21 protein-coding genes and 1 pseudogene are annotated in these 24,186 nt (G+C 40.4%); 21 read left to right on the top strand and 1 reads right to left on the bottom strand.

Translation table 11 applies throughout. The features are described from left to right. Positions 1-4: 4 nt before the first annotated feature. From LDM93_RS07250 to LDM93_RS07170, 17 genes and pseudogenes are all read left to right on the top strand, one after another. The gene (locus LDM93_RS07250; protein ID WP_223891623.1) at positions 5-1,144 is read left to right on the top strand and encodes a type IV pilus twitching motility protein PilT; all 1,140 of its coding nucleotides are present in this window, start codon (positions 5-7) and stop codon (positions 1,142-1,144) included. Positions 1,145-1,236: 92 nt separating this feature from the next. Beyond that, complete coding sequence (locus LDM93_RS07245) at positions 1,237-1,773, top strand: 50S ribosomal protein L25/general stress protein Ctc (protein ID WP_223891622.1); 537 nt, start codon at positions 1,237-1,239, stop codon at positions 1,771-1,773. A 21-nt stretch (positions 1,774-1,794) separates the two neighbouring features. Further along, complete coding sequence (gene pth / locus LDM93_RS07240; RefSeq protein WP_223891621.1) at positions 1,795-2,367, top strand: aminoacyl-tRNA hydrolase; 573 nt, start codon at positions 1,795-1,797, stop codon at positions 2,365-2,367. Beyond that, positions 2,364-3,446, top strand: coding sequence for an LptF/LptG family permease (locus LDM93_RS07235; RefSeq protein ID WP_223891616.1), 1,083 nt, complete (start codon positions 2,364-2,366; stop codon positions 3,444-3,446). Before pth ends, LDM93_RS07235 begins: the two co-directional genes overlap by 4 nt. 94 nt (positions 3,447-3,540) lie before the next feature. Continuing rightward, positions 3,541-4,752, top strand: a complete 1,212-nt coding sequence (gene lysA / locus LDM93_RS07230) for a diaminopimelate decarboxylase (protein WP_223891612.1) — start codon at positions 3,541-3,543, stop codon at positions 4,750-4,752. A gap of 22 nt (positions 4,753-4,774) precedes the next feature. Continuing rightward, positions 4,775-5,833, top strand: a complete 1,059-nt coding sequence (gene pheA / locus LDM93_RS07225; protein ID WP_223891611.1) for a chorismate mutase — start codon at positions 4,775-4,777, stop codon at positions 5,831-5,833. Between the two features lie 27 nt (positions 5,834-5,860). Further along, positions 5,861-6,955 carry a histidinol-phosphate transaminase gene (gene hisC / locus LDM93_RS07220; RefSeq protein WP_223891610.1) on the top strand — a complete coding sequence of 365 codons (1,095 nt, stop codon included), beginning with the start codon at positions 5,861-5,863 and terminating at the stop codon, positions 6,953-6,955. Further along, complete coding sequence (locus tag LDM93_RS07215) at positions 6,952-7,164, top strand: hypothetical protein (RefSeq protein WP_223891609.1); 213 nt, start codon at positions 6,952-6,954, stop codon at positions 7,162-7,164. The genes hisC and LDM93_RS07215 overlap by 4 nt, the downstream gene beginning before the upstream one ends. A gap of 4 nt (positions 7,165-7,168) precedes the next feature. Further along, positions 7,169-8,974, top strand: coding sequence for a 1-deoxy-D-xylulose-5-phosphate synthase (gene dxs, locus LDM93_RS07210; protein ID WP_223891606.1), 1,806 nt, complete (start codon positions 7,169-7,171; stop codon positions 8,972-8,974). 190 nt (positions 8,975-9,164) lie between these two features. After that, the gene (gene metK, locus LDM93_RS07205) at positions 9,165-10,322 is read left to right on the top strand and encodes a methionine adenosyltransferase (RefSeq protein WP_223891604.1); all 1,158 of its coding nucleotides are present in this window, start codon (positions 9,165-9,167) and stop codon (positions 10,320-10,322) included. 120 nt (positions 10,323-10,442) lie between these two features. Then, positions 10,443-10,650, top strand: a pseudogene (locus tag LDM93_RS07200) (4Fe-4S dicluster domain-containing protein); the annotation flags it as partial. Positions 10,651-10,968: 318 nt separating this feature from the next. After that, entirely contained in the window at positions 10,969-11,382 is a 414-nt protein-coding gene (ndk, locus tag LDM93_RS07195) for a nucleoside-diphosphate kinase (protein ID WP_223891602.1), read from the top strand. Positions 11,383-11,392: 10 nt separating this feature from the next. Further along, positions 11,393-11,767, top strand: coding sequence for a DUF177 domain-containing protein (locus tag LDM93_RS07190; protein WP_223891601.1), 375 nt, complete (start codon positions 11,393-11,395; stop codon positions 11,765-11,767). A 25-nt stretch (positions 11,768-11,792) separates the two neighbouring features. Continuing rightward, positions 11,793-11,954: a 50S ribosomal protein L32 gene (rpmF, locus tag LDM93_RS07185; protein ID WP_012083812.1), complete on the top strand. Its 162-nt coding sequence runs from the start codon at positions 11,793-11,795 to the stop codon at positions 11,952-11,954. 5 nt (positions 11,955-11,959) lie between these two features. Then, a complete protein-coding gene (gene plsX / locus LDM93_RS07180) occupies positions 11,960-12,949 on the top strand; it encodes a phosphate acyltransferase PlsX (RefSeq protein WP_223891600.1) in 990 nt (329 codons plus the stop codon). A gap of 132 nt (positions 12,950-13,081) precedes the next feature. Beyond that, entirely contained in the window at positions 13,082-14,104 is a 1,023-nt protein-coding gene (locus LDM93_RS07175) for a beta-ketoacyl-ACP synthase III (RefSeq protein ID WP_223891599.1), read from the top strand. Between the two features lie 9 nt (positions 14,105-14,113). Next, positions 14,114-14,926 carry a TIGR00282 family metallophosphoesterase gene (locus LDM93_RS07170; protein ID WP_223891596.1) on the top strand — a complete coding sequence of 271 codons (813 nt, stop codon included), beginning with the start codon at positions 14,114-14,116 and terminating at the stop codon, positions 14,924-14,926. Positions 14,927-14,943: 17 nt separating this feature from the next. Here LDM93_RS07170 and LDM93_RS07165 read toward each other — a convergent pair whose 3' ends face one another. Continuing rightward, positions 14,944-16,782 (bottom strand): DNA polymerase III subunit gamma/tau, encoded by a 1,839-nt coding sequence (locus LDM93_RS07165; protein ID WP_223891595.1) that lies wholly within the window; start codon positions 16,780-16,782, stop codon positions 14,944-14,946. Positions 16,783-17,049: 267 nt separating this feature from the next. On the opposite strand from LDM93_RS07165, the gene leuS reads away from it, so the two are divergent. From leuS to mfd, 4 genes are read left to right on the top strand one after another with little or no spacing between them, the layout of a single operon-like run. Further along, a complete protein-coding gene (gene leuS / locus LDM93_RS07160) occupies positions 17,050-19,491 on the top strand; it encodes a leucine--tRNA ligase (protein ID WP_223892054.1) in 2,442 nt (813 codons plus the stop codon). Between the two features lie 23 nt (positions 19,492-19,514). Further along, a complete protein-coding gene (gene lptE / locus LDM93_RS07155; RefSeq protein ID WP_223891594.1) occupies positions 19,515-20,030 on the top strand; it encodes an LPS assembly lipoprotein LptE in 516 nt (171 codons plus the stop codon). After that, positions 20,027-21,193, top strand: coding sequence for a folylpolyglutamate synthase/dihydrofolate synthase family protein (locus LDM93_RS07150; protein ID WP_223891592.1), 1,167 nt, complete (start codon positions 20,027-20,029; stop codon positions 21,191-21,193). Before lptE ends, LDM93_RS07150 begins: the two co-directional genes overlap by 4 nt. Next, the gene (gene mfd, locus LDM93_RS07145) at positions 21,180-24,149 is read left to right on the top strand and encodes a transcription-repair coupling factor (RefSeq protein ID WP_223891591.1); all 2,970 of its coding nucleotides are present in this window, start codon (positions 21,180-21,182) and stop codon (positions 24,147-24,149) included. The genes LDM93_RS07150 and mfd overlap by 14 nt, the downstream gene beginning before the upstream one ends. Positions 24,150-24,186 lie beyond the last annotated feature (37 nt).

Genomic DNA, 24,186 nt, shown 5'->3' with positions numbered 1-24,186 from the left:
ATCAATGGAAGAAAAACTCAAGCTCTACCTTAGAAGCATGATCAGCAATAGCGGGAGTGACCTTCATCTTAAAGCTGGTTCACAAGTCAGGGTACGTGTACATGGTGTACTAAAGGTATTGGGTAAAGATGAGCTGAGTGCAGAGATGATGGACAAGTTGGCTCAGGAAATCACGACTGCAGATCAATATGAGAAACTACAAACAGATAGAAACCTGGATTTTTCCTATGTATTGGGAGATGAAAATAGATTTCGTGTAAACTTCTTTTTTCAAATGGATGGTTTGAGCGCGGTTTTCCGTATTATTCCAGTAAAGATATTGACACTGGATGAACTCAATCTACCACCGGTGATCAAAACATTTACACAGATACAAAGAGGCCTTGTGCTTGTAACCGGAGTGACCGGTTCTGGTAAATCAACGACGCTTGCAGCTATCTTAGACAAGATCAACAGGGAATCGAAAAAACATATCATTACGGTCGAAGACCCTATAGAGTTTGTACACAAAGATAGAGGATGTCTGATAAACCAAAGAGGTATAGGTCCGGATGCACACTCTTTTTCCGATGCACTAAGAGCAGCACTGAGGGAAGATCCGGATATCATACTTGTAGGGGAGATGAGGGACTTGGAGACGATCGATATCGCGCTTCACGCAGCTAATACGGGACACCTTGTTTTTTCAACACTGCATACACTGGACGCGAAAGAGACGATAGACAGAATTGTCGGTATGTTCGGTAATGAAGAACAAAACCGTATTCGTATGTCTCTTGCTTCGGTACTTGAAGGTGTTATTTCACAAAGACTTATTCCTACGAAGCGTGGAGGAAGGGTTGCAGGGATTGAAATCCTTAAAAAAACGGCAAGGATCGAGCAACTCATCGCTGAAAACAGAGATGCAGAGATCCCTGATGCTCTTTTTGAAGGGAAAGAGATCTACGGTACGCAGACTTTTGACCAGGCACTTTTAGATATTTTACGTAGAGGAGAGATCACAGAAGAGATCGCACTTGAATATGCAACCAATCCTGCAGATATGAAACTTAAAATGCAAGGGGTTGGAAAAGGTGCGATCGTTGATGAGCAGGCCCAGAAAAAAGAGCTCGAAGTCTTTGGGTTTAAGGATGATGAAGAATAATTTAATACAAACTGGGTATAATTCGCGTCTATTTTACTAGATGAAGCAATTGATTGAGTAAAAAAATTATACACAAGTAACAAAGGACAAATATGTTAGAAGGTATCGTTAGAGAGAGTATCGGTAAGCGTAATGCAAAGCAGCTTAAAAGAGATGGTTATCTAATCGCAAACATTTATGCAAATGGTGTTGAAAATATCAACGCTGCATTTAAACGTGGAGAATTCGCAAGAACAGTAAGAAACAAAGAGACACTTGCATTCCCAGTGAAAGTTGGCGATAAAGAGATCAATGTATTTATTCAAGAGTATCAACTACACCCAGTAAACGGTGATGTAACTCACGTAGACCTAAGAGTAGCAGTACCAGGTCAAGTAACAAACTTCCTTGTACCGGTAATTACTCACGGGACACCAGTTGGTCTTAAAAACAAAGGTGTACTTGTGATGTCTAAAAAGAGATTAAAAGTAAGAGGCGCTATCGAAGATATGCCAGCAAAATTTGATCTTGATGTTGAACCATTGAACAGAGATGATTCAATTCTTGTAAGAGATGTTGAAGTACCTGCAAACTGTAAAATGATGGACAGACCAGATGTTGCTATCTGTGGTGTGATCAAAGCTAAATAATAGCAGTATGAAAGCACAGTCGTGATACTTTTCGTAGGTCTAGGTAATCCGGGATCACAATACGAAAATACACGACACAATATCGGTTTTAAAGTCATTGATAAGCTTGTCAATGACTTTAATGCCAGAGATATATCCAAAACTTCTTTTCAGGGCAAGCTTTATCGCGCTGCCAATTCACTTTTTTTAAAACCTACCACATTCATGAATCTTTCAGGTAAGTCTGTACAGCCTGTGAAACATTTTTTTAAAGTAGAACTTGAAGATATTATTGTGATCCATGATGATATTGACCTCCCTTTTGGTGCGGTACGTTTTAAAAGAGGTGGAGGCCATGGTGGTCACAATGGACTTAAGTCTCTTGATACACATATCACAAAAGAGTATTTACGTGTGAGAGTAGGTGTCGGTAAGCCAGAACATAAGTCACAGGTATCAGATTATGTCTTGCATGACTTTTCCCAAGAGGAAAATCTAATGTTAGAGCGTTTGATATCCCATGTAGCTGAGGCTTGTAAAGTGTTATCCCAAGAGGAACTTAATGAAGTGAAGTCAAAGTACAGTTTGAAGTCCATAGAAGGCTTAAGTCTATGAGTCTGTTTAACCCTTCATTGCACTTTAGATATTTAGTCAAACTCTATAGTAAAAATCTATTGTCGATATTATTCGGTCTCTCTTTTGCTTTTGCTGCGATTGATTATTTTCAACATTTACAGAAGCTTGATGTTGCTTCAAACTATAAAATACTTTACATCTTTTACATGTGGCAGGAAGCACTGGGCTTACTATACCCATTGGCCATTGTTTTTGCGCTGATCATGACGAAGCTCTCACTGATCAAAAATAACACGATGGGAGCGCTGCATGCCTTTGGATATGACAAAAAAAGACTTTTTGTACCATTATTCGCAGTAGGATCTTTGACATATATCATTTTTTTAACCTTGCATACCACAGAGTTTTCTTATGCAAAAGACAAAGCAGAATTTCTTCTAGAAAATAGGCGGGGTACCTATAATGTGAATGAACTTTTTTTCAAATACAATGATACCTTTGTTTATATCACCAAGCTTGATCCTATAGAAAAAAAGATAGAAGATATTACGATTTTCAAAGTAGAAGGGTATCAGGTACGGTATACGATCAATGCGCCTGTAGCAACATTTGACGGTGAAATATGGACTGCGCATGATGCAACATTGAAAACACATATTTATGAAAATGGCGAATTGAAAAGATATGCCATAGAACATAAAGAGCGTATAGAAACATTAGAGGGCTATAAACCTAAGATCATAGAGTCACTTTATGAGGGTAAAGCATTGAATATAGTAGATGCCTATACGACATGGGAGTTACTCAATAAACAAAATCTGAGTTCAGATAAGATCAGGGCAGCCTTGTATGACAAAGTGGTCGTACCACTTTTTTCACTAGCCTTATTGCTTATTTTATTTTTCAAACTCCCTTTTCATGCCAGAATGATGAATATGGGTGGGGTGATCGCACTCTCTTTGGCTGCAACATTTGTCATTTGGGGTATATTGTTTGGTTTAAGTCAAATGGGGGCAAACGGTGTTTTGCTTCCAGAATTGACAGCGGTATTGCCTGTTATTCTTTTGTGGACCTATGCCATTCATGTCTATTTTACAGATGAAAGAAGCCTTGTATAATCCCCTACAGTACGTTAAATGTACCTTTTAATCAACTTTTAGATAAAATCACCCTAAAATTGACTCAAGGTATTGAGCATATAGGATAGTATAAATGAATATTGATTATAAAGCATTGGCAAACAAATATGGTACGCCTTTGTATATGTATGATTTTGATTATATTGAAAATAGATATACCACACTTAAAGATGCTTTTGCAGGTAAAAAATCACTCATCAATTATGCAGTAAAAGCAAACTCGAACCTTTCTGTTATTGCACACTTGGCTAAGCTTGGTGCTGGCGCTGACTGTGTGAGTATCGGTGAAGTCAAACGTGCACTGACTGCAGGGGTCGATAAATATAAGATCATTTTTTCTGGTGTAGGAAAACGTGATGATGAGATACGTGAAGCACTGGAACAAGATATTTTACTGCTTAACTTAGAGAGTGAAGCGGAGATGAAACGTGTAGAGATGGTGGCTAAAGAACTGGGTAAAGAAGCACGTATTTCTATCCGTGTGAATCCTAATATCGATCCACAAACACACCCCTATATTTCAACAGGATTGCATGAAAATAAATTTGGTGTAGAGATAGATATGGCAAAACGTATGTATATTTATGCCAATAAATCGGAGTTTTTAAATCCTGTAGGTATCCATTTCCATATAGGTTCTCAGCTTACAAATATTGAACCTATACGTGAAGCATGCGGTATCGTAGCAGACCTGGTCCGTTCACTTAAAGCGATCAAGATCGATATTAAGTTCTTTGATGTGGGTGGGGGTATCGGAGTAGTGTATGATGATGAAGTTACGATTCCTGCAGAGGCATATACCCAAGCGATATTTGATGCAACCAAAGGGCTTGATGTGACACTGCTTTGTGAACCAGGGCGTTATATGGTAGCCAATGCAGGGGCATTTTTTACCAAGGTGCTCTATGAAAAAATAAATGACGGGAAACGTTTTGTCATTGTGGACGGTGGGATGAATGACCTTATCCGTCCAAGCCTGTATAATGCATATCATAAGATTGAAGCGGTACTCAAAGAGGGTGAAAATACACCGGCAGATGTAGTGGGACCAGTATGTGAAAGTGGTGATTTTTTCGGTAAAAATGTACCGCTTCCGCCTTTGGAACATAATGATCTTATCGTGGTCCACTCTGCTGGTGCCTACGGGTTTACGATGGCAAGCAACTACAATACACGTGCAAAAGCTGCAGAAGTAGCACTTGAAGGTGGAAAAGACAGGCTGATTCGTAAGCGTGAAACGTATGAGGATCAGGTACGTTTGGAGCTTGAGTATTTAGAAAAGTAAAGCAAAAATGAAGGGTAAGCAGATGACTTTGGATGAGTTAAGAGAAAAGATAGACAACATTGATGATACATTGTTAAAACTCTACAATGAACGTATGGAACTGGTACACCAGGTAGGTGAACTTAAAAATACTACAGGAGCACCTATCTACCGTCCTGAACGTGAACAATCTATTCTCAATCGTTTGAAAAGTCAAAATAAGGGTAAACTTACGGATGCTGCGATAGATGCACTTTTTTTGGAGATGTTTGCCGTAGCCAGAAATCTTGAACTACCTGAAGGTATCGCCTACTTAGGACCTGAAGCAAGTTTTACGCATCAGGCTGCTGAGAGTAAATTTGGCGCTATGAGTGCATACTTGTCTATTAGTTCTATACCGGGTATTTTTCGTGAAGTCAAAAAAGGTACAGCCAAATTTGGTGTCATCCCGATAGAAAACTCTTCTAACGGTATTGTATCGGACACCATTAATTGTCTGGATGAGTACGATCTTAAAATTATCGCTGAAGTATGCATAGATGTGCATTTGGCATTTGCTACAGTCAGTGATGATATCACAAAGCTTACAAAAATTTACTCTAAAGACATCGCGTTTGGACAGTGCCGTAAGTTTTTACAAGACCTGGGACTGGATGAAATAGAACATATCCCTGTGGAATCCACAGTGAAAGCGGCAAAGCTTGCTCTCAAAGATGAAACTGCAGCAGCACTATGTCCTGCAGTGGCAGCAAAGTTAAATAACCTGCCTATACGTTTCAATAACGTAGAAGATGATACGAATAATAAAACACGATTTTTTATTATCTCTGACTTTGAAAATGCAGCTTCTGGGAACGATAAAACCTCTTTGCTTGTAAGACTTTCTAATAAACCGGGTTCATTGGTAAACTTTCTTAATGATTTTGAAGAAGCACATGTGAATTTGACAAAGATCAAGTCACATATCGTAGAGGGTAAGTCAATCTTTTTTATAGAGTTTCATGGACATCAAAATGATACACATATCAAACCTATTTTGGAAAAACATAAAGATGAGATCAAAATATTAGGTTCCTATGTGAAAGAGATAGACGATATTTAAAGTAAGCAGTGAGGAAGAAAGATAATTATGAGATTTAACAAAGTATTAGAGAACATTCAAACGTATGAAGCGGGTAAACCTATAGAGCTTGTGGTACGTGAATTTGGTATTGCAGCCAAAGATGTGGTGAAACTCGCTTCAAATGAAAACCCGATAGGTACAAACCCTGCCATCGCCAAAGTGATCAGATCTAATGCTGACATTGCGCATCTTTACCCTGATGACAGTATGTTCGAACTTAAGGCTGCATTGAGCAGCAAGTTTAATGTCCAAGATGACAATATCATCATAGGTGCGGGTTCTGACCAAGTGATAGAGTTTATTTCTCGTGCACTGTTGGATGAAAATTCTTCAGTATTGATGTCTGCGGTGACATTTGCCATGTATGAGATCTATGCAAAACAGATGGGGGCAAAGATCCTTCGTACAGCCAGTTATGAACATAAGTATGATGAGTTTATGGAAGCATACCGTATGCACAGACCAAAGATCATTTACCTTTGTACACCGAATAATCCTACAGGAGATGCCACAAGTAAAGAAGAGGTCTTAAAGATCATCAATGCAGTAGATGAGGATACGCTGGTAGTGGTAGATGGTGCCTATATGGAGTATGCTGCAGCCAAAGATGAAAAATACGCGATCACACCCAATGATCTTTTAGGTTATGAAAATGTCATCTATCTGGGTACATTTTCCAAAGCACATGGTTTGGGTGGTATGCGTGTAGGGTATGGTATCGCACAGGCTGAACTGATCAAAGAACTCCATAAAATGAGACCGCCATTTAACATCTCTACGCTCTCTTTGGCCGTGGCCATAGAGGCATGCAAAGATGACAGTTTTGTGAAAGAATCCATTGCGCTTCACCAAGAGCAGATCAAACGGTATGAGGCTTTTGCAGAGGAACAAGGATTTGAATATATAGAGAGTTATACCAATTTTATCACGTATCTGTTTGATGAAAATATGGATTCAACAAAGATAGCAGATGCACTGCTTAAACGCGGTGTCATCATACGGAACCTTGCCTCTTATGGGTTGAATGCCATGAGGATCACTATAGGAACTGCAAAACAAAATGATGTTTTCTTTAAACATTTTTTAGAAGTGATAGCTTGAAAAAAGTTGAAGTAGTCAAAGCAGAGGAAGTAGAGGTAAAACCTTTTATTTTGGATGATTTTACCCAACATAAAGTCCAGCACAGTATGATGAACAAAATAACGAAAAAAGAACTCAAAAATTTAGCAGATGATCTAGGTTTGGCGTATGATGATGCTCAGATCGTTTTCACAAAAAAACTGCTAAGTGCCTATTTGCTAGGGAAATAAAAAGATGATAGATATAAAAACACACTCTATAGACGAACTCAATACTTTAGCCGGAGAGATCAGACAAAAGATATTGGATACGGTCAGTAAAAATGGCGGACACCTGAGTTCTACCATGGGTGCTACAGATCTTATCGTGGCGATGCACAAAGTGTTTGATGTAGAGAAAGATCCTTTTATTTTTGATGTGAGCCATCAGGCCTATGCACACAAGCTCTTGACGGACAGATGGGACCGGTTTGATTCTTTACGTCAGTTTGGAGGTATCTGCGGATATACGAAACCCAAAGAATCCAAATATGATTATTATGTGGCTGGTCACAGTTCGACCTCTATCTCACTTGCGGTAGGTGCAGCCAAAGCCATAGAACTGAAAGGTGAGGAGAGAATACCTGTTGCCTTCATCGGTGATGGAAGTATGTCTGCGGGAATGGTATATGAGGCTCTGAACGAACTGGGTGACAGAAAATACCCTGTAGTGATCATTCTGAATGACAATGAGATGAGTATCGCTAAACCCATAGGTGCCATCAGTAAACTGCTTTCTCAAACGATGGCCGGTTCATTTTATCAGAAGTTCAAGGGAAAAGTAGAAAAAGTTCTTGATCATTTGCCTGAGGGTGCAACCTATATGGCAAAACGGTTTGAAGAGTCTTTCAAACTTATCACACCGGGTATTTTGTTCGAAGAGATGGGAATAGAATACATCGGACCTGTGGACGGACACGATATTGAATCTTTAGTAGAGACGATGGAAGTCGCTAAAGCATTGCATAAACCAGTGATCATCCATGCGCAAACCACAAAAGGAAAAGGCTATGAGATAGCTGAAGGGACCAAAGAACATTGGCATGGGGTTAGTGCTTTTGATCTAAAAACAGGTGAAGCGCCTAAAAAGGCCGGTTGTGCTAAAGCTGCAACAGCTATTTTTTCTGATACCCTAGTAGAACTTGCAGATGAAGATGACAAAGTAGTGGGGGTGACGGCTGCAATGCCGAGCGGTACGGGCTTAAGTGCTGCCATTGAAAAATACCCTGAGCGTTTTTGGGATGTTGCCATAGCAGAGCAGCATGCTGTGACTTCCATGGGTCCATTGGCAAAAGAAGGGTTTAAACCCTTCTGTACGATCTACTCGACATTCTTACAGCGCGGATATGATCAAGTCATCCATGATATAGCACTTATGGATCTAGGTGTCGCTTTTGCATTGGACAGAGCAGGTATTGTAGGAGAAGATGGAGAGACACACCAGGGTGCTTTTGATATTTCTTATTTAAGAAGCATACCCAATATGACACTGCTTGCACCCTACAATGAAACAACGATGAAACTCTGTATGAGATTTGCCAAAGAGTATGACCATCCTTGTGCTTTTAGATACCCTAGAGGGGCATTCTTGGCAGAAAACACAGATAGTCCGGCCTATGAGTTAGGGAAGTCTGTTTTACTCAAAGAGGGGGAAGAGATACTCTTTATCGGATATGGTAATGGTGTCGGACGCGCCCAAAAAGTGGCTGAACTTGTTGAAGCAAACCCTGCAGTGTTGGATCTGCGTTTTGTAAAGCCATTGGATGAAGAGATGCTTGTGACTTTAAGTACTCAGTACAAAAAATGGTTTGTTTTTTCAGATTCTGCAGCACAGGGTGGGGTAGGTTCAGCGATCTTAGAATTTTTAAGCCAAAAGAAGATCAAAGATATAGAGCTAACCACATTCGAGTATAGTGATGCATTTATCACACATGGCAATACCAAGTTGGTAGAAGAGTCCTTGGGGATACTGCCTGAGCAATTGGCAAAAAGAATCGTGTAGAGGAGGTTTCTTCTACATGAACTCTGTATTTGATAAAGTACCTTTTTAGGTGTTTTATCAAGTTCAGTGACAGTGAACAAATATTTCAAAATTCTCTGAGCCGAATGGCGAAACTTCAGCAAAATCATGGAGTGATTTATCGACATTGCTCTGTAGAGCAGAAGTGAGAGAAATACATTAAAGGAAAAAAATGGCTAACGAATACATTTTTACAAGTGAATCGGTAACCGAGGGTCATCCAGATAAAATGGCTGATCAGATCTCAGATGCTATACTTGATTATATCATCGAAAAAGATCCACAGGCCAGAGTGGCTTGTGAGACGTTATTGAGTAATGGTTTTTGTGTTATTGCAGGAGAACTAAAAACAGTAGCGTATGCACCGATGCAAGAGATTGCAAGAGAGGTGGTAAGAGAGATAGGGTACACGGATGCAAGTTATGGTTTTGACTATAGGTCTGCAGGAGTGCTCAATGGTATAGGGGAACAGAGCCCGGATATCAATCAAGGTGTGGACCAAGCTTCTGGTGAGATCGGTGCGGGCGACCAGGGATTGATGTTCGGATATGCCTGTAATGAGACCAAAGAGCTTATGCCTTTGCCTATCTCACTTGCACATAAGATCACAGCTAAACTGGCAGAGGTTCGTAAAAATGGTACTGTCCCGTTTTTACGACCCGACGGGAAAGCACAGGTTTCAGTGAAGTATGTAGATGGCAAACCGGTTGCTATAGACACTATCGTTGTCTCAACACAGCATCATCCCGAAGTAACACTTGAGCAGGTACAAAAAGCGGTACTTGAAGAAGTGATCAAAGCAGTCATACCGGCAGAGTTGATGTCTGATGATATTGTCTACCATATCAATCCTACGGGACGTTTTGTGATCGGCGGTCCTCAAGGGGATGCCGGACTTACAGGTAGAAAGATCATCGTAGACACCTATGGGGGTTCTTGCCCTCATGGTGGAGGAGCTTTCTCGGGTAAAGATCCTACAAAAGTGGATCGTTCTGCTGCCTATGCGGCAAGATACGTAGCAAAAAACCTTGTAGCTGCAGGCGTATGTGATAAAGCAACACTGCAAATAGCGTATGCGATCGGTGTCGTTAAACCGATCTCTATCTATGTAGATACACATGGTACGGCAACGGTGGATGAATCGAAGATCACTGCTTGTGTGGAATCACTTTTCGATCTTACACCTAAAGGTATCATGGATGCGCTGGATCTGCTTAAACCTATCTACCGCAGGACAGCAGCTTATGGTCACTTCGGAAGAGAAGAAGAAGGTTTCAGCTGGGAGAAGACAGATAGAGTAGAGGATATAAAAAGATATTTAAATATCTAGTTTAGAATAGTGTAATGAATTGTACCTTTTTGTGCACTTTAACAAATTATCTAAAGGGTTTAAACTTTTTTTAAATATCTTTAGCTATAGTAATTTCTATATTAATAAAAAGGAATAAAAATGGCAGTAATTATTGGTGACACATGTATAAACTGTGCAGCTTGTATTGACGAATGTCCAGTAGAAGCAATTGTAGATGAGGATGATAATCCAACGGGTGAGGAGTACTACTATGTATATCCTGACAAATGTGTTGAGTGTGTAGATCACTTCGACTCTCCAGCATGTGCTGAAGCATGTCCAACTGAAGGTTGTATTACTTGGGATATGCCATTCACTGCTGAGCATAAAGAGTACTTCAATGGTGGAAACTATATTGATGGTCTAGATTACGTTATGGAAAATCCAGATGCTGAAATGCCAATGAGAGATGATATTTCATTGGAAGATAGAGCAGCGCATAAAAATGTTGTAGAAGACTAATTTTTAGTACTTTAAAGAGACTACCTCTTGGTAGTCTCAATTTATACTCCCTTAACTCTCTCAAAACTTAAACTTATTTTAATACTTTTTTAGGTAAAATTCCGGCCGAATACTCTCCAGTAAATGTAATTTGGAAGTAAATTAATCGCTTAGGAATATAAGTATGGAACAAACATTATCAATCATCAAACCAGATGCAGTAGCTAAAAATGTTGTAGGACAGATTCTTGCAAGATTTGAAGCAGCAGGCCTTAGAATCGCAGCAACGAAAAAAACAAGACTTTCTCGTGTAGATGCAGAAGCATTTTATGCTATCCACTCTGAAAGACCTTTCTTTAAAGACCTTGTAGACTTCATGATCTCAGGACCTGTGGTTGTAACAGTACTTGAAGGTGAAAATGCAATGGCTAAGAACAGAGAGCTTATGGGCGCTACGAACCCTGCAGAAGCTGAGCCTGGTACGATCAGAGCAGACTTTGCTGACAGCATCGATGCAAATGCAGTACACGGAAGTGACTCTGTTGAAAATGCAATCAATGAAATTAACTTCTTTTTTGCACAGAGAGAAATTCATTAAGCAAAAAACTATGAAAATAGTTTTTGACAAAATTGGTTCTACAGCGAAACCCATTGAACTGAGTTCAGAGGGTGTGAAGCTGGAAGGAACTTTAAAGAAGAGTGGTTATCATCAAGTAACTTTAGATGCACACATGAGCGGTAGTATTGAGTTGGACTGTGATAGATGTGGAGACACATATAACTATGACGTGGACAATAAACTACAACTTAGACTGAGCGATATAGTATCCGAAGATAAAGATGATTTAGATATAATTGAGTTTTTAGATGGCGAAATAGATATTTCGTACATACTACAGAGCGAAATAAATACATTTAAAAATGCTTATAACTATTGTGACAAGTGTGCCAATAGTGATGAAGATTTTGAAGTAGAATATTAAATAAAATTGTAATAAAGGACATAAAATGGCAGTACCTAAAAGACGTGTGAGTCACACAAGAGCAGCGAAAAGAAGAACACATTACAAATTGACATTACCAATGCCAGTTAAAGATGCAGATGGAACATGGAGAATGCCTCACCACATGAACATGACTACCGGTGAGTACAAAACAACCAAAGCATAATCTTGATGATAAAGATTGCGATTGACGCTATGGGCGGGGACTTCGGTCCTGAGCCTATTATAGAAGGTGTGGTTCAAGCACTGGAATCTGAAAAATTCCTTCCTATTTTAGTAGGTAATACAGAAGAGATACGCTCTTTCCTCCCCCCATATTATGCAGACAAAGTTGAAATTGTTGAAGCGAATGATGTGATATCTATGAGCGATCAGGCGACGGATGCACTTAAGCGTAAAGATTCATCTATTTACAAAGCGGTGGAACTTGTACGTGAAAAAGAAGCCTCTGCTGTAGTTTCAGCGGGCCACAGTGGTGCAACCATGACATTGGCTACATTGCGAATAGGACGTTTACCGCATATCTCTAAGCCTGCGCTTGCTACATTGATGCCAAGTGTTGTAACGACTAAGACATTAGTACTGGACGTAGGTGCAGTAACAGACTGTACACCTCAAAACCTTTATGAGTTTGGTGCGATGGGTGAAGCATATGCGCAACAGATCTTAGGTATAGCCTCTCCTAAAGTAGGGCTTTTATCTAATGGGTCTGAAGATTCTAAGGGTAATACTTTGACGAAAGCAGCCTTTAAACTGCTACAAGGTTTAGATGGTTTTGTGGGTAATGTTGAAGGTAGAGACATCTTTAACGGTAACGTGAATGTCGTTGTCTGTGATGGGTTTACAGGTAATATTTTACTGAAGACAAGTGAAGGTGTGGTATCCACTATCTTTACATTGATGAGACAACATATTCGAAAATCATTACCGGCAAAGATCGGTGCATTGATGATGAAAAGAAAAGTGTTTGGAAATATGAAAAAGCAAGTTGACTATGCAGAATATGGTGGAGCACCACTTCTGGGTATCAATGGCTGTGCTATTATCAGTCATGGTAGCTCAAATGCAAAAGCGATTAAAAATGCTATTTTTCAAGCGCTTAGATATACAGAATCTGATGTGAATACGACAATAGAAGAACTACTTTCAAACGATAGATAATCCTTGTTACCACGGTATCCGTGGTAATAGTATACCACTTTAAATAATCAACACACTTCTCATTGTATTTTAGAATGCTCCATAGAAAATTATGGTAAAATAAGGCAATTAATTTATGGCTTAAGGATAACCATGTCACAAACAAAACCAGTATATGCTTCATTTAGATCTATAGGTGCGTATGTACCTGAAAAGATTTTGTCTAATGCGGATCTTGAGAAGATGGTAGATACTACAGATGAATGGATTGTGAAGCGTACAGGTATTACAGAGCGTCATATAGCTGCAGACGATGAATATACAAGTGATATGGCTGCTAAAGCATGTGAAAAGGCAATAGAGCGTTCCGGTTTAGCAAAAGAGGATATCGATCTAGTACTTTGTGCAACAGTGACTCCAGATTACTTTAATATGCCTTCAACTGCATGTATCATTTCAGATAAGATCGGTATCAGAGATGTGCAGGCGTTTGATATTTCTGCGGCATGCAGCGGTTTTGTCTATCTGCTTACTATCGCGAAAGCGTTTATAGAGTCTGGTATGAAGAAAAATGTACTGGTCGTTGGTGCTGAAAAGTTTTCTTCTGTTGTCGATTATACAGACAGAAGTACATGTATCTTGTTTGGAGATGGGGCAGGCGCTGCGGTGATCTCTGCTACATCAAATAAAGATGAAGCATTTATTGATATCCATGCTAGTGCAGATGGATCGTATGCAGACTTTTTGGTCACACCTGCGCCTGGTGCTATACACCCTGCAAGTCAGGAAGTCATTGATCAAGGGCTTAATTTTGTACAAATGAAGGGAAATGAAACCTTTAAATTGGCCGTTAAAACGTTGACAAAAGATGTCAAAGAGATATTGGCGAAGAATGAGATCAATGCGGATGATATCCCGCACTTTGTCCCGCATCAAGCAAATTACCGTATTATTAAAGCAGTAGGTGATGCTTTGAAAATGAGAGAAGAACAAGTGGTTCTAACGGTAGGTAAATATGGAAATACATCAGCTGCTTCGATTCCTATGGCATTGAATGATATTTGGGAATCTGGAAGACTACAGACAGGAGATCTTATGTTGCTTGATACTTTCGGTGGCGGATTGACGTGGGCAAGTGCATTACTCCCATTTGCCGGAAAAGCAAACAACAAATAGGATATCAATTTGAAAATAGGGTTTATCGGTGATATTGTAGGTAAACCAGGGCGTTTGATGATCAAGCGCCATTTAAAACGTCTCAGACAAGAGCATTTTGTAGATTTCATGATAGCAAACTACGAAAATGCAAGTCATGGCTTCGGGTTAACAGAAAAAAACTGTATAGAACTACTGGGTTACGACATCGACATGATGACGGGTGGAAACCACAGTTTTGATAAAAAAGAGATCCTAAACCTCTTTGACACTTATCCTCTTATACGTCCTATGAACTACCCAAAATCTACACCTGGAAAAGGTATCTATGAAACCACCCTCTTAGGACATAAAACAGCGATCTTAAATCTTATGGGACATTATACGATGCCCCTGGCTGATAATCCATTTACCATGATCGTTGAAGAGGTAGAGAAATTAAAAGCACAAGGATTTAAACACATCATTCTTGATATGCATGCTGAAGCAAGTTCAGAGAAACAGGTCATTTTGCATATGCTCAAAGATGATGTATCTGCGATACTGGGTACACATACCCATGTGGCTACCGATGATCTACAGATACATGATGGCTGCTGTTATGTGACAGATGTAGGTTTGACCGGTTGCCGAGACGGTGTGATAGGGATGGGTTCAGATGTACCTATTAAACGGGTGCTTACAGGTATTGGAGGACATTTCAATGTACCTGATGAGTGTAAAGCGCTGCTTCAAATGGTTGTGTTTGAATTGGATGATGACGGGCGTTGTATAAGTGCGGAGAAGATAAAGATCTATGATGATAAACCTAAAATAGTGACAAAGGCATGGATGGATACCTGAGGAGAGAGGTTTTCTCCTTAACTATTACGCTTGATCCGTACTTTTTTGGGGTCAAATAGAGCGATAGCTTCTTTGATCATAGGTTCTTCAAGCAGAGTGGAAGGGTCTTTCTCTTTGGCTGCTTCAGTTTCTCCGGCTTCCGGGGCGATGCAAGAACTTTTCATTTCGATATCTTCTATCATGGAAGCGGCATCTGCATCCTGATGTGCAGGGATCTCTTTTTTCGGCTCTTCCGCTTTTTCCTCTATGGGTGCTGTATTAACTTTTTTTTTAGGGATATTGATAATTTGGGTTTCAAAACCAAAAATATCTTTCACGAACATCTTGATAAGTCCCCAATGGGTGATGAGCATTTTTTTATCTTCACCTTCTGCCATAGAAGCCCATGTAAGTTTATGATCTTCAAAGTTTTCAAAGGAAATATTACGTTCAAAACAAACACCTAGATCATAATCCCTGTCATAAAGTTTTTTTACCAGAGCATCAAATGTTTTTTGATGCGGATTGATGGCTGGTGCAGAGGGTTGTGTGACTTCTGGTTGGGTAACCGGTTGTACATAGACAGGTGCTTTTTCTTCTTCTATAGGAGGGGTAGGCTCATTGTGTATGACTGGTTTTTCTGTCATCTCAGGTAACGCTTCAGGTGCTTTCTCCTCTGGGACAGGTTCTGCTTTAGGTGCTGTAGTTTTAGGAAGAGTGGATACGATCTCCTCTTCAGTGATCGTGATGACTTCAGAGGGTGCAGCTTGGTCAGGTGAGGGAGTGGTCACCATTATTTCAGACACTTCAACCCCTTTGAGTTCCTGTTCCAAGCCACGTATCATGGTATCTATATCTTTTATCTCTAAAGATTCCATCATTTTAAAGAGTGTAAGGGAGAGTACGAATCCACTATCACTTCCAAGAGAGAGTAAGCTTTTAGATTCGGCGATCACCCTAAAGAAACGCTCTATGATCATAGGACTGAACTTTCCTTTTGCATTGAGAAGCAACTCTTTAAGATAGAGTGTGAGTTCATCCAGTATCATTTCTGCCTCATAATCTGCTGCCATTTTGATAAAGGCTAACACTTTTGTCGTGTCTTTGGCCATGATGTCAGAGAGCAATGTTTCCAAATGACTGGGTTCAATGATACCAAGCATCCCTGTAACAGTATTCACATCGACAAAGTTCTTAGAGTAGACAATGGCTTGATCCATCAACGTAAGTGAATCTCTCAGACTCCCTGCACCTGAACGTGCGATGATGTCCAAAGCATCTCTTTCATACTCTATGTTCTCAAGATCCAAGATGTGTTCTAAGTGCATCAGTACAAGATTTTGAGGAATTTTTTTGAACCTAAAATGCTGTGTACGTGAAAGGATAGTAGCAGGCAGTTTTAACGGATCTGTCGTTGCCAGTATGAACTTCACAAAGTCAGGTGGCTCTTCAAGTGTTTTAAGCAAGGCATTAAACGCTTGATTCGTAAGCATATGTACTTCATCGATGATAAAGATCTTATAACGTGCAGAGCTTGGTTTGTATTTTGTATGTTCTATGAGATCTTTGATGTCGTCGATACCACGGTTGGAAGCAGCATCCATTTCGATAATATCCATATGGCTGCTTTCACTTGCCATCACACAATGGGTACAAGTACCGCAAGGATGAGAAGTCGCACCTTTTTCACAGAGTAATGCTTTGGCAAAGATACGGGCGGTAGATGTTTTTCCACTCCCTCTAAGTCCCGAAAAAAGATAGGCATGTGAGAGTCTGTTACCCTCAAGTGCTAGTGAGAGTGTTTGTGAAACTGACTCTTGTCCGATGAGGTCATCGAAAGTTGCAGGACGGTATTTTCTTGCTAAGGCTAAAGACAAACAAACTCCTTGGTTTTATTGCTATTATTGTATTTAAATTTTACTTTTGATTGGTATAAAACAACTAAATATGAAGATGAAATTCAGTAGAAAAAAGTGATAACACTATGTTACCTAAGCCTGGATGTTAGATGTGCTATAGAAAATATTCCACTAATCAGATAGAGTATGCAGATGATAGCATATATATCCCTTTCAATTCATCTCTAACCCCATATTGGATATAATCTCCTTACTTAAATAATCACAACAATGAAGCGAGAAACTATGAGTTACAATCCAAGTGAGATTGAAGCCAAATGGCAAAACAGATGGGATGATGAGAAGGCTTTTGAACCGGATGATGCCTTAAACAGAAAGAAAAAATATATCTTGAGTATGTTCCCTTTTCCAAGTGGACGTTTGCACATGGGACATGTACGTAATTATGCTATAGGTGATGCTTTTGCACGTTACTACAGAAAACAAGATTTTAATGTACTCCATCCTATCGGCTGGGATGCGTTTGGTATGCCTGCTGAGAATGCTGCGATCAAACACGGTCGTCATCCTAAAGAATGGACCTATTCGAATATTGATTATATGAGAAAAGAGCTCAATACACTGGGACTTTCATTTTCTAAAACACGTGAGTTTGCTACCTGTGATACACTCTATACGAAGTGGGAACAAGAGTTTATCATTAAAATGTTCGAAGAGAAACTGCTTTACCGTGAGTCTACAACGGTAAACTGGTGTGAAGATTGTCATACGGTATTGGCAAATGAACAGGTCGAAGAAGGGTGTTGTTGGCGTTGTGACAATGAAGTACAGCTCAAAGAGATGCCGGGGTATTACCTGGATATTATCAAGTACGCGGATGACCTGCTTGAGGACTTAAAAGAGCTTGAAGGAAAATGGCCTTCACAGGTACTAACGATGCAAAGTAACTGGATCGGTAAATCTCAGGGACTTGAATTTGAGTTTGAACTCAGTGCTGAGAGTCAAAAGAAACTGGGTGGAAATTTTGATATATACAGTGTGTTTACTACACGTCCGGATACGATCTATGGTGTCACATACTCTGCGCTTGCAGCGGAACATCCTATCACGAAGTATCTGATTGACCATGATCTACTTGATGATGGGGTAGCTCAAAAGATCACTGATATAGCCAATATGACAGAGCGTGAAAGAGCACAGGCAGATAAAGAGGGGTATCCTCTTGGTATTACTGTGATCCATCCTCTTACAGGGGAAGAGATACCGGTATGGACAGCGAACTTTGTACTGGCTTCTTATGGCGGCGGAGCGGTCATGGCGGTACCTGCACATGACGAGAGAGACTTTGAGTTTGCAAGCAAGTATGATCTTCCTGTCAAAAGAGTGATCAGTGGTGGGGAAGAGCTTCCTTATACGCTTGAAGGAGAACTGGTTGATTCTGCAGCTTTTACAGGGTTAGGCAATTACGAGGCTAAGGCTAAGATCATTGCGATGTTCGAAGAGGCGGGATTCGGGAAAGGCACGACAAACTTCAAACTCAGAAACTGGGGTGTAAGCCGCCAGCGTTACTGGGGTGCACCGATACCATTTGTGCATTGTAAAAGTTGTGGACTTGTCCCTGAAAAGATAGAAAACCTTCCTATTGCACTGCCTGAAGATGTTGAGATCACTGGGGAAGGAAACCCGCTTGAAAACCATCCTACATGGAAACACTGTGCTTGTCCGAAGTGTGGAGAAGAAGCTATTCGTGAGACAGATACACTCGATACCTTTGTACAGTCAAGCTGGTACCAGTTCCGTTATGCGACCAATCCTAAGAAGTGGAATGAAGTAGGTATTGACAAAGAAGAAGCCAATTATTGGTTGGGAGTAGATCAATATATCGGTGGGATCGAGCATGCCATTTTACACTTGTTGTATGCTCGTTTTTTTACAAAAGTACTTCGTGATCTTGGTTACCATGATGTCAATGAACCGTTTGAGAACCTCTTGACCCAGGGGATGGTACTGATGGATGGTGCGAAGATGAGTAAGTCTAAAGGAAATACGGTAGACCCGGATGCACTGGTAGAGAAGTATGGTGCAGATACGGCCAGACTCTTCACTCTTTTTGCTGCACCGCCGGCAAAAGAGCTTGAGTGGAATGACTCGGCCGTAGAGGGTGCATTTAGATTTATCAAAAAACTCTATGACAGAAAAGAGAAAGTCACACAAAACAGTCTGCCTGAGATCGATCAGGGAACATTGAGTAAAGAATCTAAACTTGCACGTGTAAAAGTCTATGAAGCACTGCAAAAATCTTCAGATGTTTATGAGAAGACATTTGCCTTCAATACGCTTATTGCAGCATGTATGGAAGCACTGAATGCATTGGATAAACAAGATGATGGGGCTGTGTGGACTGAAGGTATGTACATTATGCTCAACCTTCTTGAACCGATTATTCCTCATGTCACGACAGAACTTAGTGAAGTATTGTTTGAGCGTAAAAACCTACAGGCTGTTCTTGAAGTGAAAGAAGAAGTTTTTGTGCAGGATAGTGTTTTGTATGTCGTCATGATAGGTGGTAAAAAACGTACGGAGATAGAAGTAAGTCCTTCCGCTACACAGGATGAGATCTTAGTTGCAGCAAAAGAAGCCGGAGCAAAATGGCTTGAGGGTATGAGTGTCGTTAAAGAGATCGTTGTGCCAAATAAATTGGTGAATTTAGCGGTAAAACCGAGCTAAAAAACATAAAAAGAGGGGGATGTATGCGTACTATTGTAAAATTTTGGATGAGTGTCAGTATGGTCTTACTTGTCAGTGCGTGCGGATATAAACCCTCTTCTCATATGATCCAAAATGTTTTTTCCGATACGGTGTATGTGGAAGTCATTGTTGATCGAGCAGAACCTGAAAATGCACCTTTTATTAAAGATGAGATGAGCCGTTTGGTTTACACACGATTTAAAGGACGTGTGGTTTCCAAAGCACAGGCAGAAAGCCAAATCCGGCTCTCTTATGCAGGAAGTACGTTCACACCACTCTCATACAAAGAGGGTTATGTCACCCGATACCGTGCAAATACCAGAGTAAAATTTGATATGGTCACTAAAGAAGGTAAAGTAAGTAAAACGATCTCGAGCATAGTAGACTCAGAGATTCAAGAAAGTTCTCTTACCTCTTCTGCACTGAGAACGGAAGCTATACGTATAGGATTGGGAAAAGCATTGGATGAATTCTTGGCTTACGTCAGTGCTAAAGGGATGTTAAAAGAAACGAAATGATGGACTCTTTTGATACATTTCTTCAAAATAAACCTCTGTACTATAAAGAGATAGACCATAAGCGAGTACATTTGGCTTATGGTCTATTGAAACCGCATATTAAACACCCCAGAACGGTCCATATCGTAGGAACCAATGGTAAAGGTTCAACGGGTCGTATGATCGCACATTTAGCTTATAAAAGTGGTCTCAAGGTAGGACACTTCTCTTCCCCGCATATTTTAAAGTTCAATGAACGTATTTGGATCAATGGCAGTGACGGTACAGATGAAGTACTTGAAGAAGCACATCAAAGACTTTTTATCATCCTGGGTAAGGAGTTGAGTGAAAGTTTGAGTTACTTTGAATATACGACACTGTTGGCTTTTGTGGTCTTTGAAAATTGTGATCTTATGGTTTTGGAAGCAGGGTTGGGTGGAGAATTTGATGCTACCAATGTATGTGACAAAGCACTTTCTGTGATTACGCCTATAGGCATCGACCATCAGGCCTTTTTGGGTGAAAGTATTGAGGCAATAGCCGGTACGAAAATACGAAGTATTCAAAAACAAGTGTTGCTGGCGCCACAAGTGTATGATGAGGTATTCACTGTCGCTGAAAAGATAGCGAAGGAGAAGGATGCAAGACTCTACATCCATAAAACCTTAAGCCAGGTGATGAGTGAACTGGAAGTGATTGCCAAAGAGAAATCCTGGGGAAATTATCTGGTAGAGAATGCTTCAGTGGCACTGCAGGCTTTGGATATCTTGGAACTCTCTTATCAGATAGATGATCTACGCACTTTGGAACTCTTTGGACGTTTCTATCCCTTAACAAAAAATATCCGTATTGATGTGGGACATAATCCTTTAGCTGCAAAAGCCATAGAAAAAGCATTGGATCAAAAGGTGGTCCTTATCTATAACAGTCTTGATGACAAAGATTATGAAGCCGTGTTACAAACACTTAAACCTAAAGTCAAACGTATAGAGATCATCCCCATACATTCACAAAGAGCGACCACTTTAAGTGAGATAGAACAAGCAATCAAAAAAGTAGGTATCAACTATAGCTACTTTGACGGTAAGATAGACAAAAATGAACATTACCTGGTATTTGGGTCATTTTATGTCGTAGAAGAATTTTTAAATAAGATGCAAAAGAAGAGAGATGTACCAAAGTAATATTTACGAATACTTAGAAGCGTTACAAGAAGAAAAACTGCTTATCTGTAAAGATGATAAAGAAGCAGTTCAGATACGGGATATAGCTGTTTTACTTGGATTTGATACGTTTATTCTGCCAGATCTTCGTGTAAGCGTAGGGGAAGACCTGCGTACCTATGATGAAGAGATACATGAGCTGTTCATACAGTTAGCTTCTTTCTATAAAAGTACAAAGAGAAAGATACTTATCTCACCGCTGCGCACGCTGCTTATTCCTTTCCCCAAAGCTGAACTGTTTGATAGCAGGTCCATAGAATTTGGCGATACCCTGGACCTGTCGGAACTCAAAGATACCCTGTATCAGTGGGGATACCATTTTACGGACATTGCTGCCAGCCATGGAGAAGTCTCTTTTCGCGGGGATATCATAGATATCTATCCGATCGATGCCACGAAACCTTACCGTATCTCTTTGTTTGATGAAGAGGTAGAGGCCATCCAGTACTATGATGAAGGTACGCAGAAACGTTCAAGCGATGAGTTGGAATCTTTGACCTTTAGACCGGCATTTTTGGCACTAAATAAAACCCAGCATGAAGCACTGAGAAACAGAACTGAACGAAGCAGTTATGATACCTTTGTAAAAGACATAGATTCATTGGGATTATGGCACCTGGATGATCTGGGAGAGAGCGCTCTAACACTGTTTGACGGAGTATGGGCATCTGCTTTGGATGATGAACTGAAAGAAGTGTATGAGCTGGATGAACCGCTTGTCCCACGAGAGTCATTTGTACTGCCGGCTATTCCAGAAGGGCATAAATACCGTGATCTCGAAGCAGTACATCCCAATAAATTACTTGAATCCCATAAAGATAAAAAGATCACGATCATTGCAAAAAATGAGAGTATCGTACGTGGATCTGAACTAGACTCGTTTGAAAATATAGAGTTTGTCTACCAGGAGGGGATCGTCAATCTTTTGGGTGCAGATAAACTCATTCTTTCACTCAACAAACCCATTAAACGAAAAAAGGTCAAAAAAGCGACGATCATACTCGATGAACTGAAGCCCGGTGACTATGTGGTGCATGAGAATTACGGTGTAGGTATCTTTAAAGGGATAGAAAAACGTGATGTATTGGGAGCTACCAGTGAATTTGTAGTGATGCATTATCAAAATGAAGATGCGTTGCTCATCCCCGTCTCGAACCTTGAAGTGGTAGATCGTTATGTAGCTGAAGGCGGTGTATTACCGATACTTGACAAGCTGGGGAAAGCCAGCTTTAAAAAGCTCAAAGAAAAAGTCAAAGAGAAGCTTTTTGCGATCGCTTCACAGATCATTAACCTCTCGGCACAACGTCATTTGAAAAAAGGTATCAAACTCAAAATCGACATGGAAGAGCATGCTATCTTTATGTCTGAGGCCGGTTTTGTACATACCGAAGACCAGGAACGAGCCATCAACGATATGTTGGCTGATATGAGTTCGGGCCGGATGATGGACAGACTGCTTTCTGCAGATGTAGGATTCGGAAAAACAGAGGTAGCAATGAACGGGATGTTCGTAGCGGTAAAAAATGGTTATCAGGCCATGATGATCGCCCCTACGACTCTGCTGAGTTCACAGCATTACAAAAGCCTTAAGGAGCGTTTTTCCGGACATGATATCAAAGTAGCCAAGCTGGACAGGTTTTCTACAACCAAAGAGAAGAATGCCACACTGAAAGGCTTGCAAGAAGGGACGATTGATGTGGTTGTGGGAACCCATGCGTTACTCAAAGCGAAGTTTAAAAACCTGGCACTTGTCATTATCGATGAAGAACATAAATTTGGTGTGAAACAGAAAGAGGCACTCAAAGAGATAGCTATTGATGTACATCTTCTCAGTATGTCAGCCACTCCGATCCCAAGATCTTTGAATCTTGCCATGTCTGAAGTCAAGTCTTTTTCTGAAATACTTACCCCTCCGACTGAGCGACAAGGGGTACGTACGTTTGTGAAGAGTTATGATGATAAAGTGATCAAAGAAGCGATACTTCGTGAGATGCGGCGTGGTGGACAGATATTTTATGTCTTTAACTCTATTGCAGGGATAGAAGAGAAAAAGAAGCAATTGCTTGAGATACTTCCTAAACTACGTATCGCAGTGCTTCACTCTAAGATCTCAGCAAAAGAGACTGAAGATGAGATGATGCTTTTTGGAGAGGGAGAGTATGATGTACTGCTCTCTACTTCGATCGTAGAGTCTGGGATCCATATGCCTCATGCTAACACGATGATCGTTGATGGTGCGGATAATTTCGGTATCGCTGACTTGCATCAGCTTCGTGGGCGTGTAGGACGTGGAGCTAAAGAGGGATACTGCTACTTCATGGTCACAGATAAGGAACGTCTTACAGACAATGCAAAACGTCGTCTGCTTGCATTGGAGTCACATTCAGATCTAGGAAGCGGTGCAGTACTTGCCTTTCATGACCTTGAGATACGGGGTGGAGGAAATATCATCGGTGAAGCACAGTCGGGACATATCAAACAGATAGGATATTCACTCTACTTGCGTATGCTTGAAGATGCCATTAAAGAACTTTCCGGACAAGACAAGGAAGTGGCACAGAATATCGATATGAAACTCTCCATTGATGCGTACCTGAATGAAGAGCTGATCGAAGAAGACAGGTTGCGTTTGGAACTCTACCGACGTCTCTCACTTTGCGAAAGTACAGGAGAAGTGTATGAGATAGAAGCCGAGATAGCAGACCGATTTGGAAAGCTGGATGTGATCACCAGACAGTTCATTGATGTCATTGTGATGAAGGTCTTGGCAAGAGAAAAAGGTATCTCCAAAGTCTCTTCGTATGGTGAAAATGTCTTTATCGAATTCATGGATGAAACTAAAGAGAGAGTGGTACTCAAGTCACGCAGTAAAGATGATGATGACATTATCGCTACAGCCATGGGGTATTTGAAGTAAGGTTTCTCAGATATTAACCTTCAATTAACCTCACAAA

This window comes from Sulfurovum sp. TSL6 (genome assembly GCF_019972115.1).
Classification (GTDB): Bacteria; Campylobacterota; Campylobacteria; order Campylobacterales; family Sulfurovaceae; genus Sulfurovum.
The sequence above is the reverse complement of the archived record's forward strand: the minus strand, read 5'-3'. Positions and strand labels throughout refer to the sequence as shown.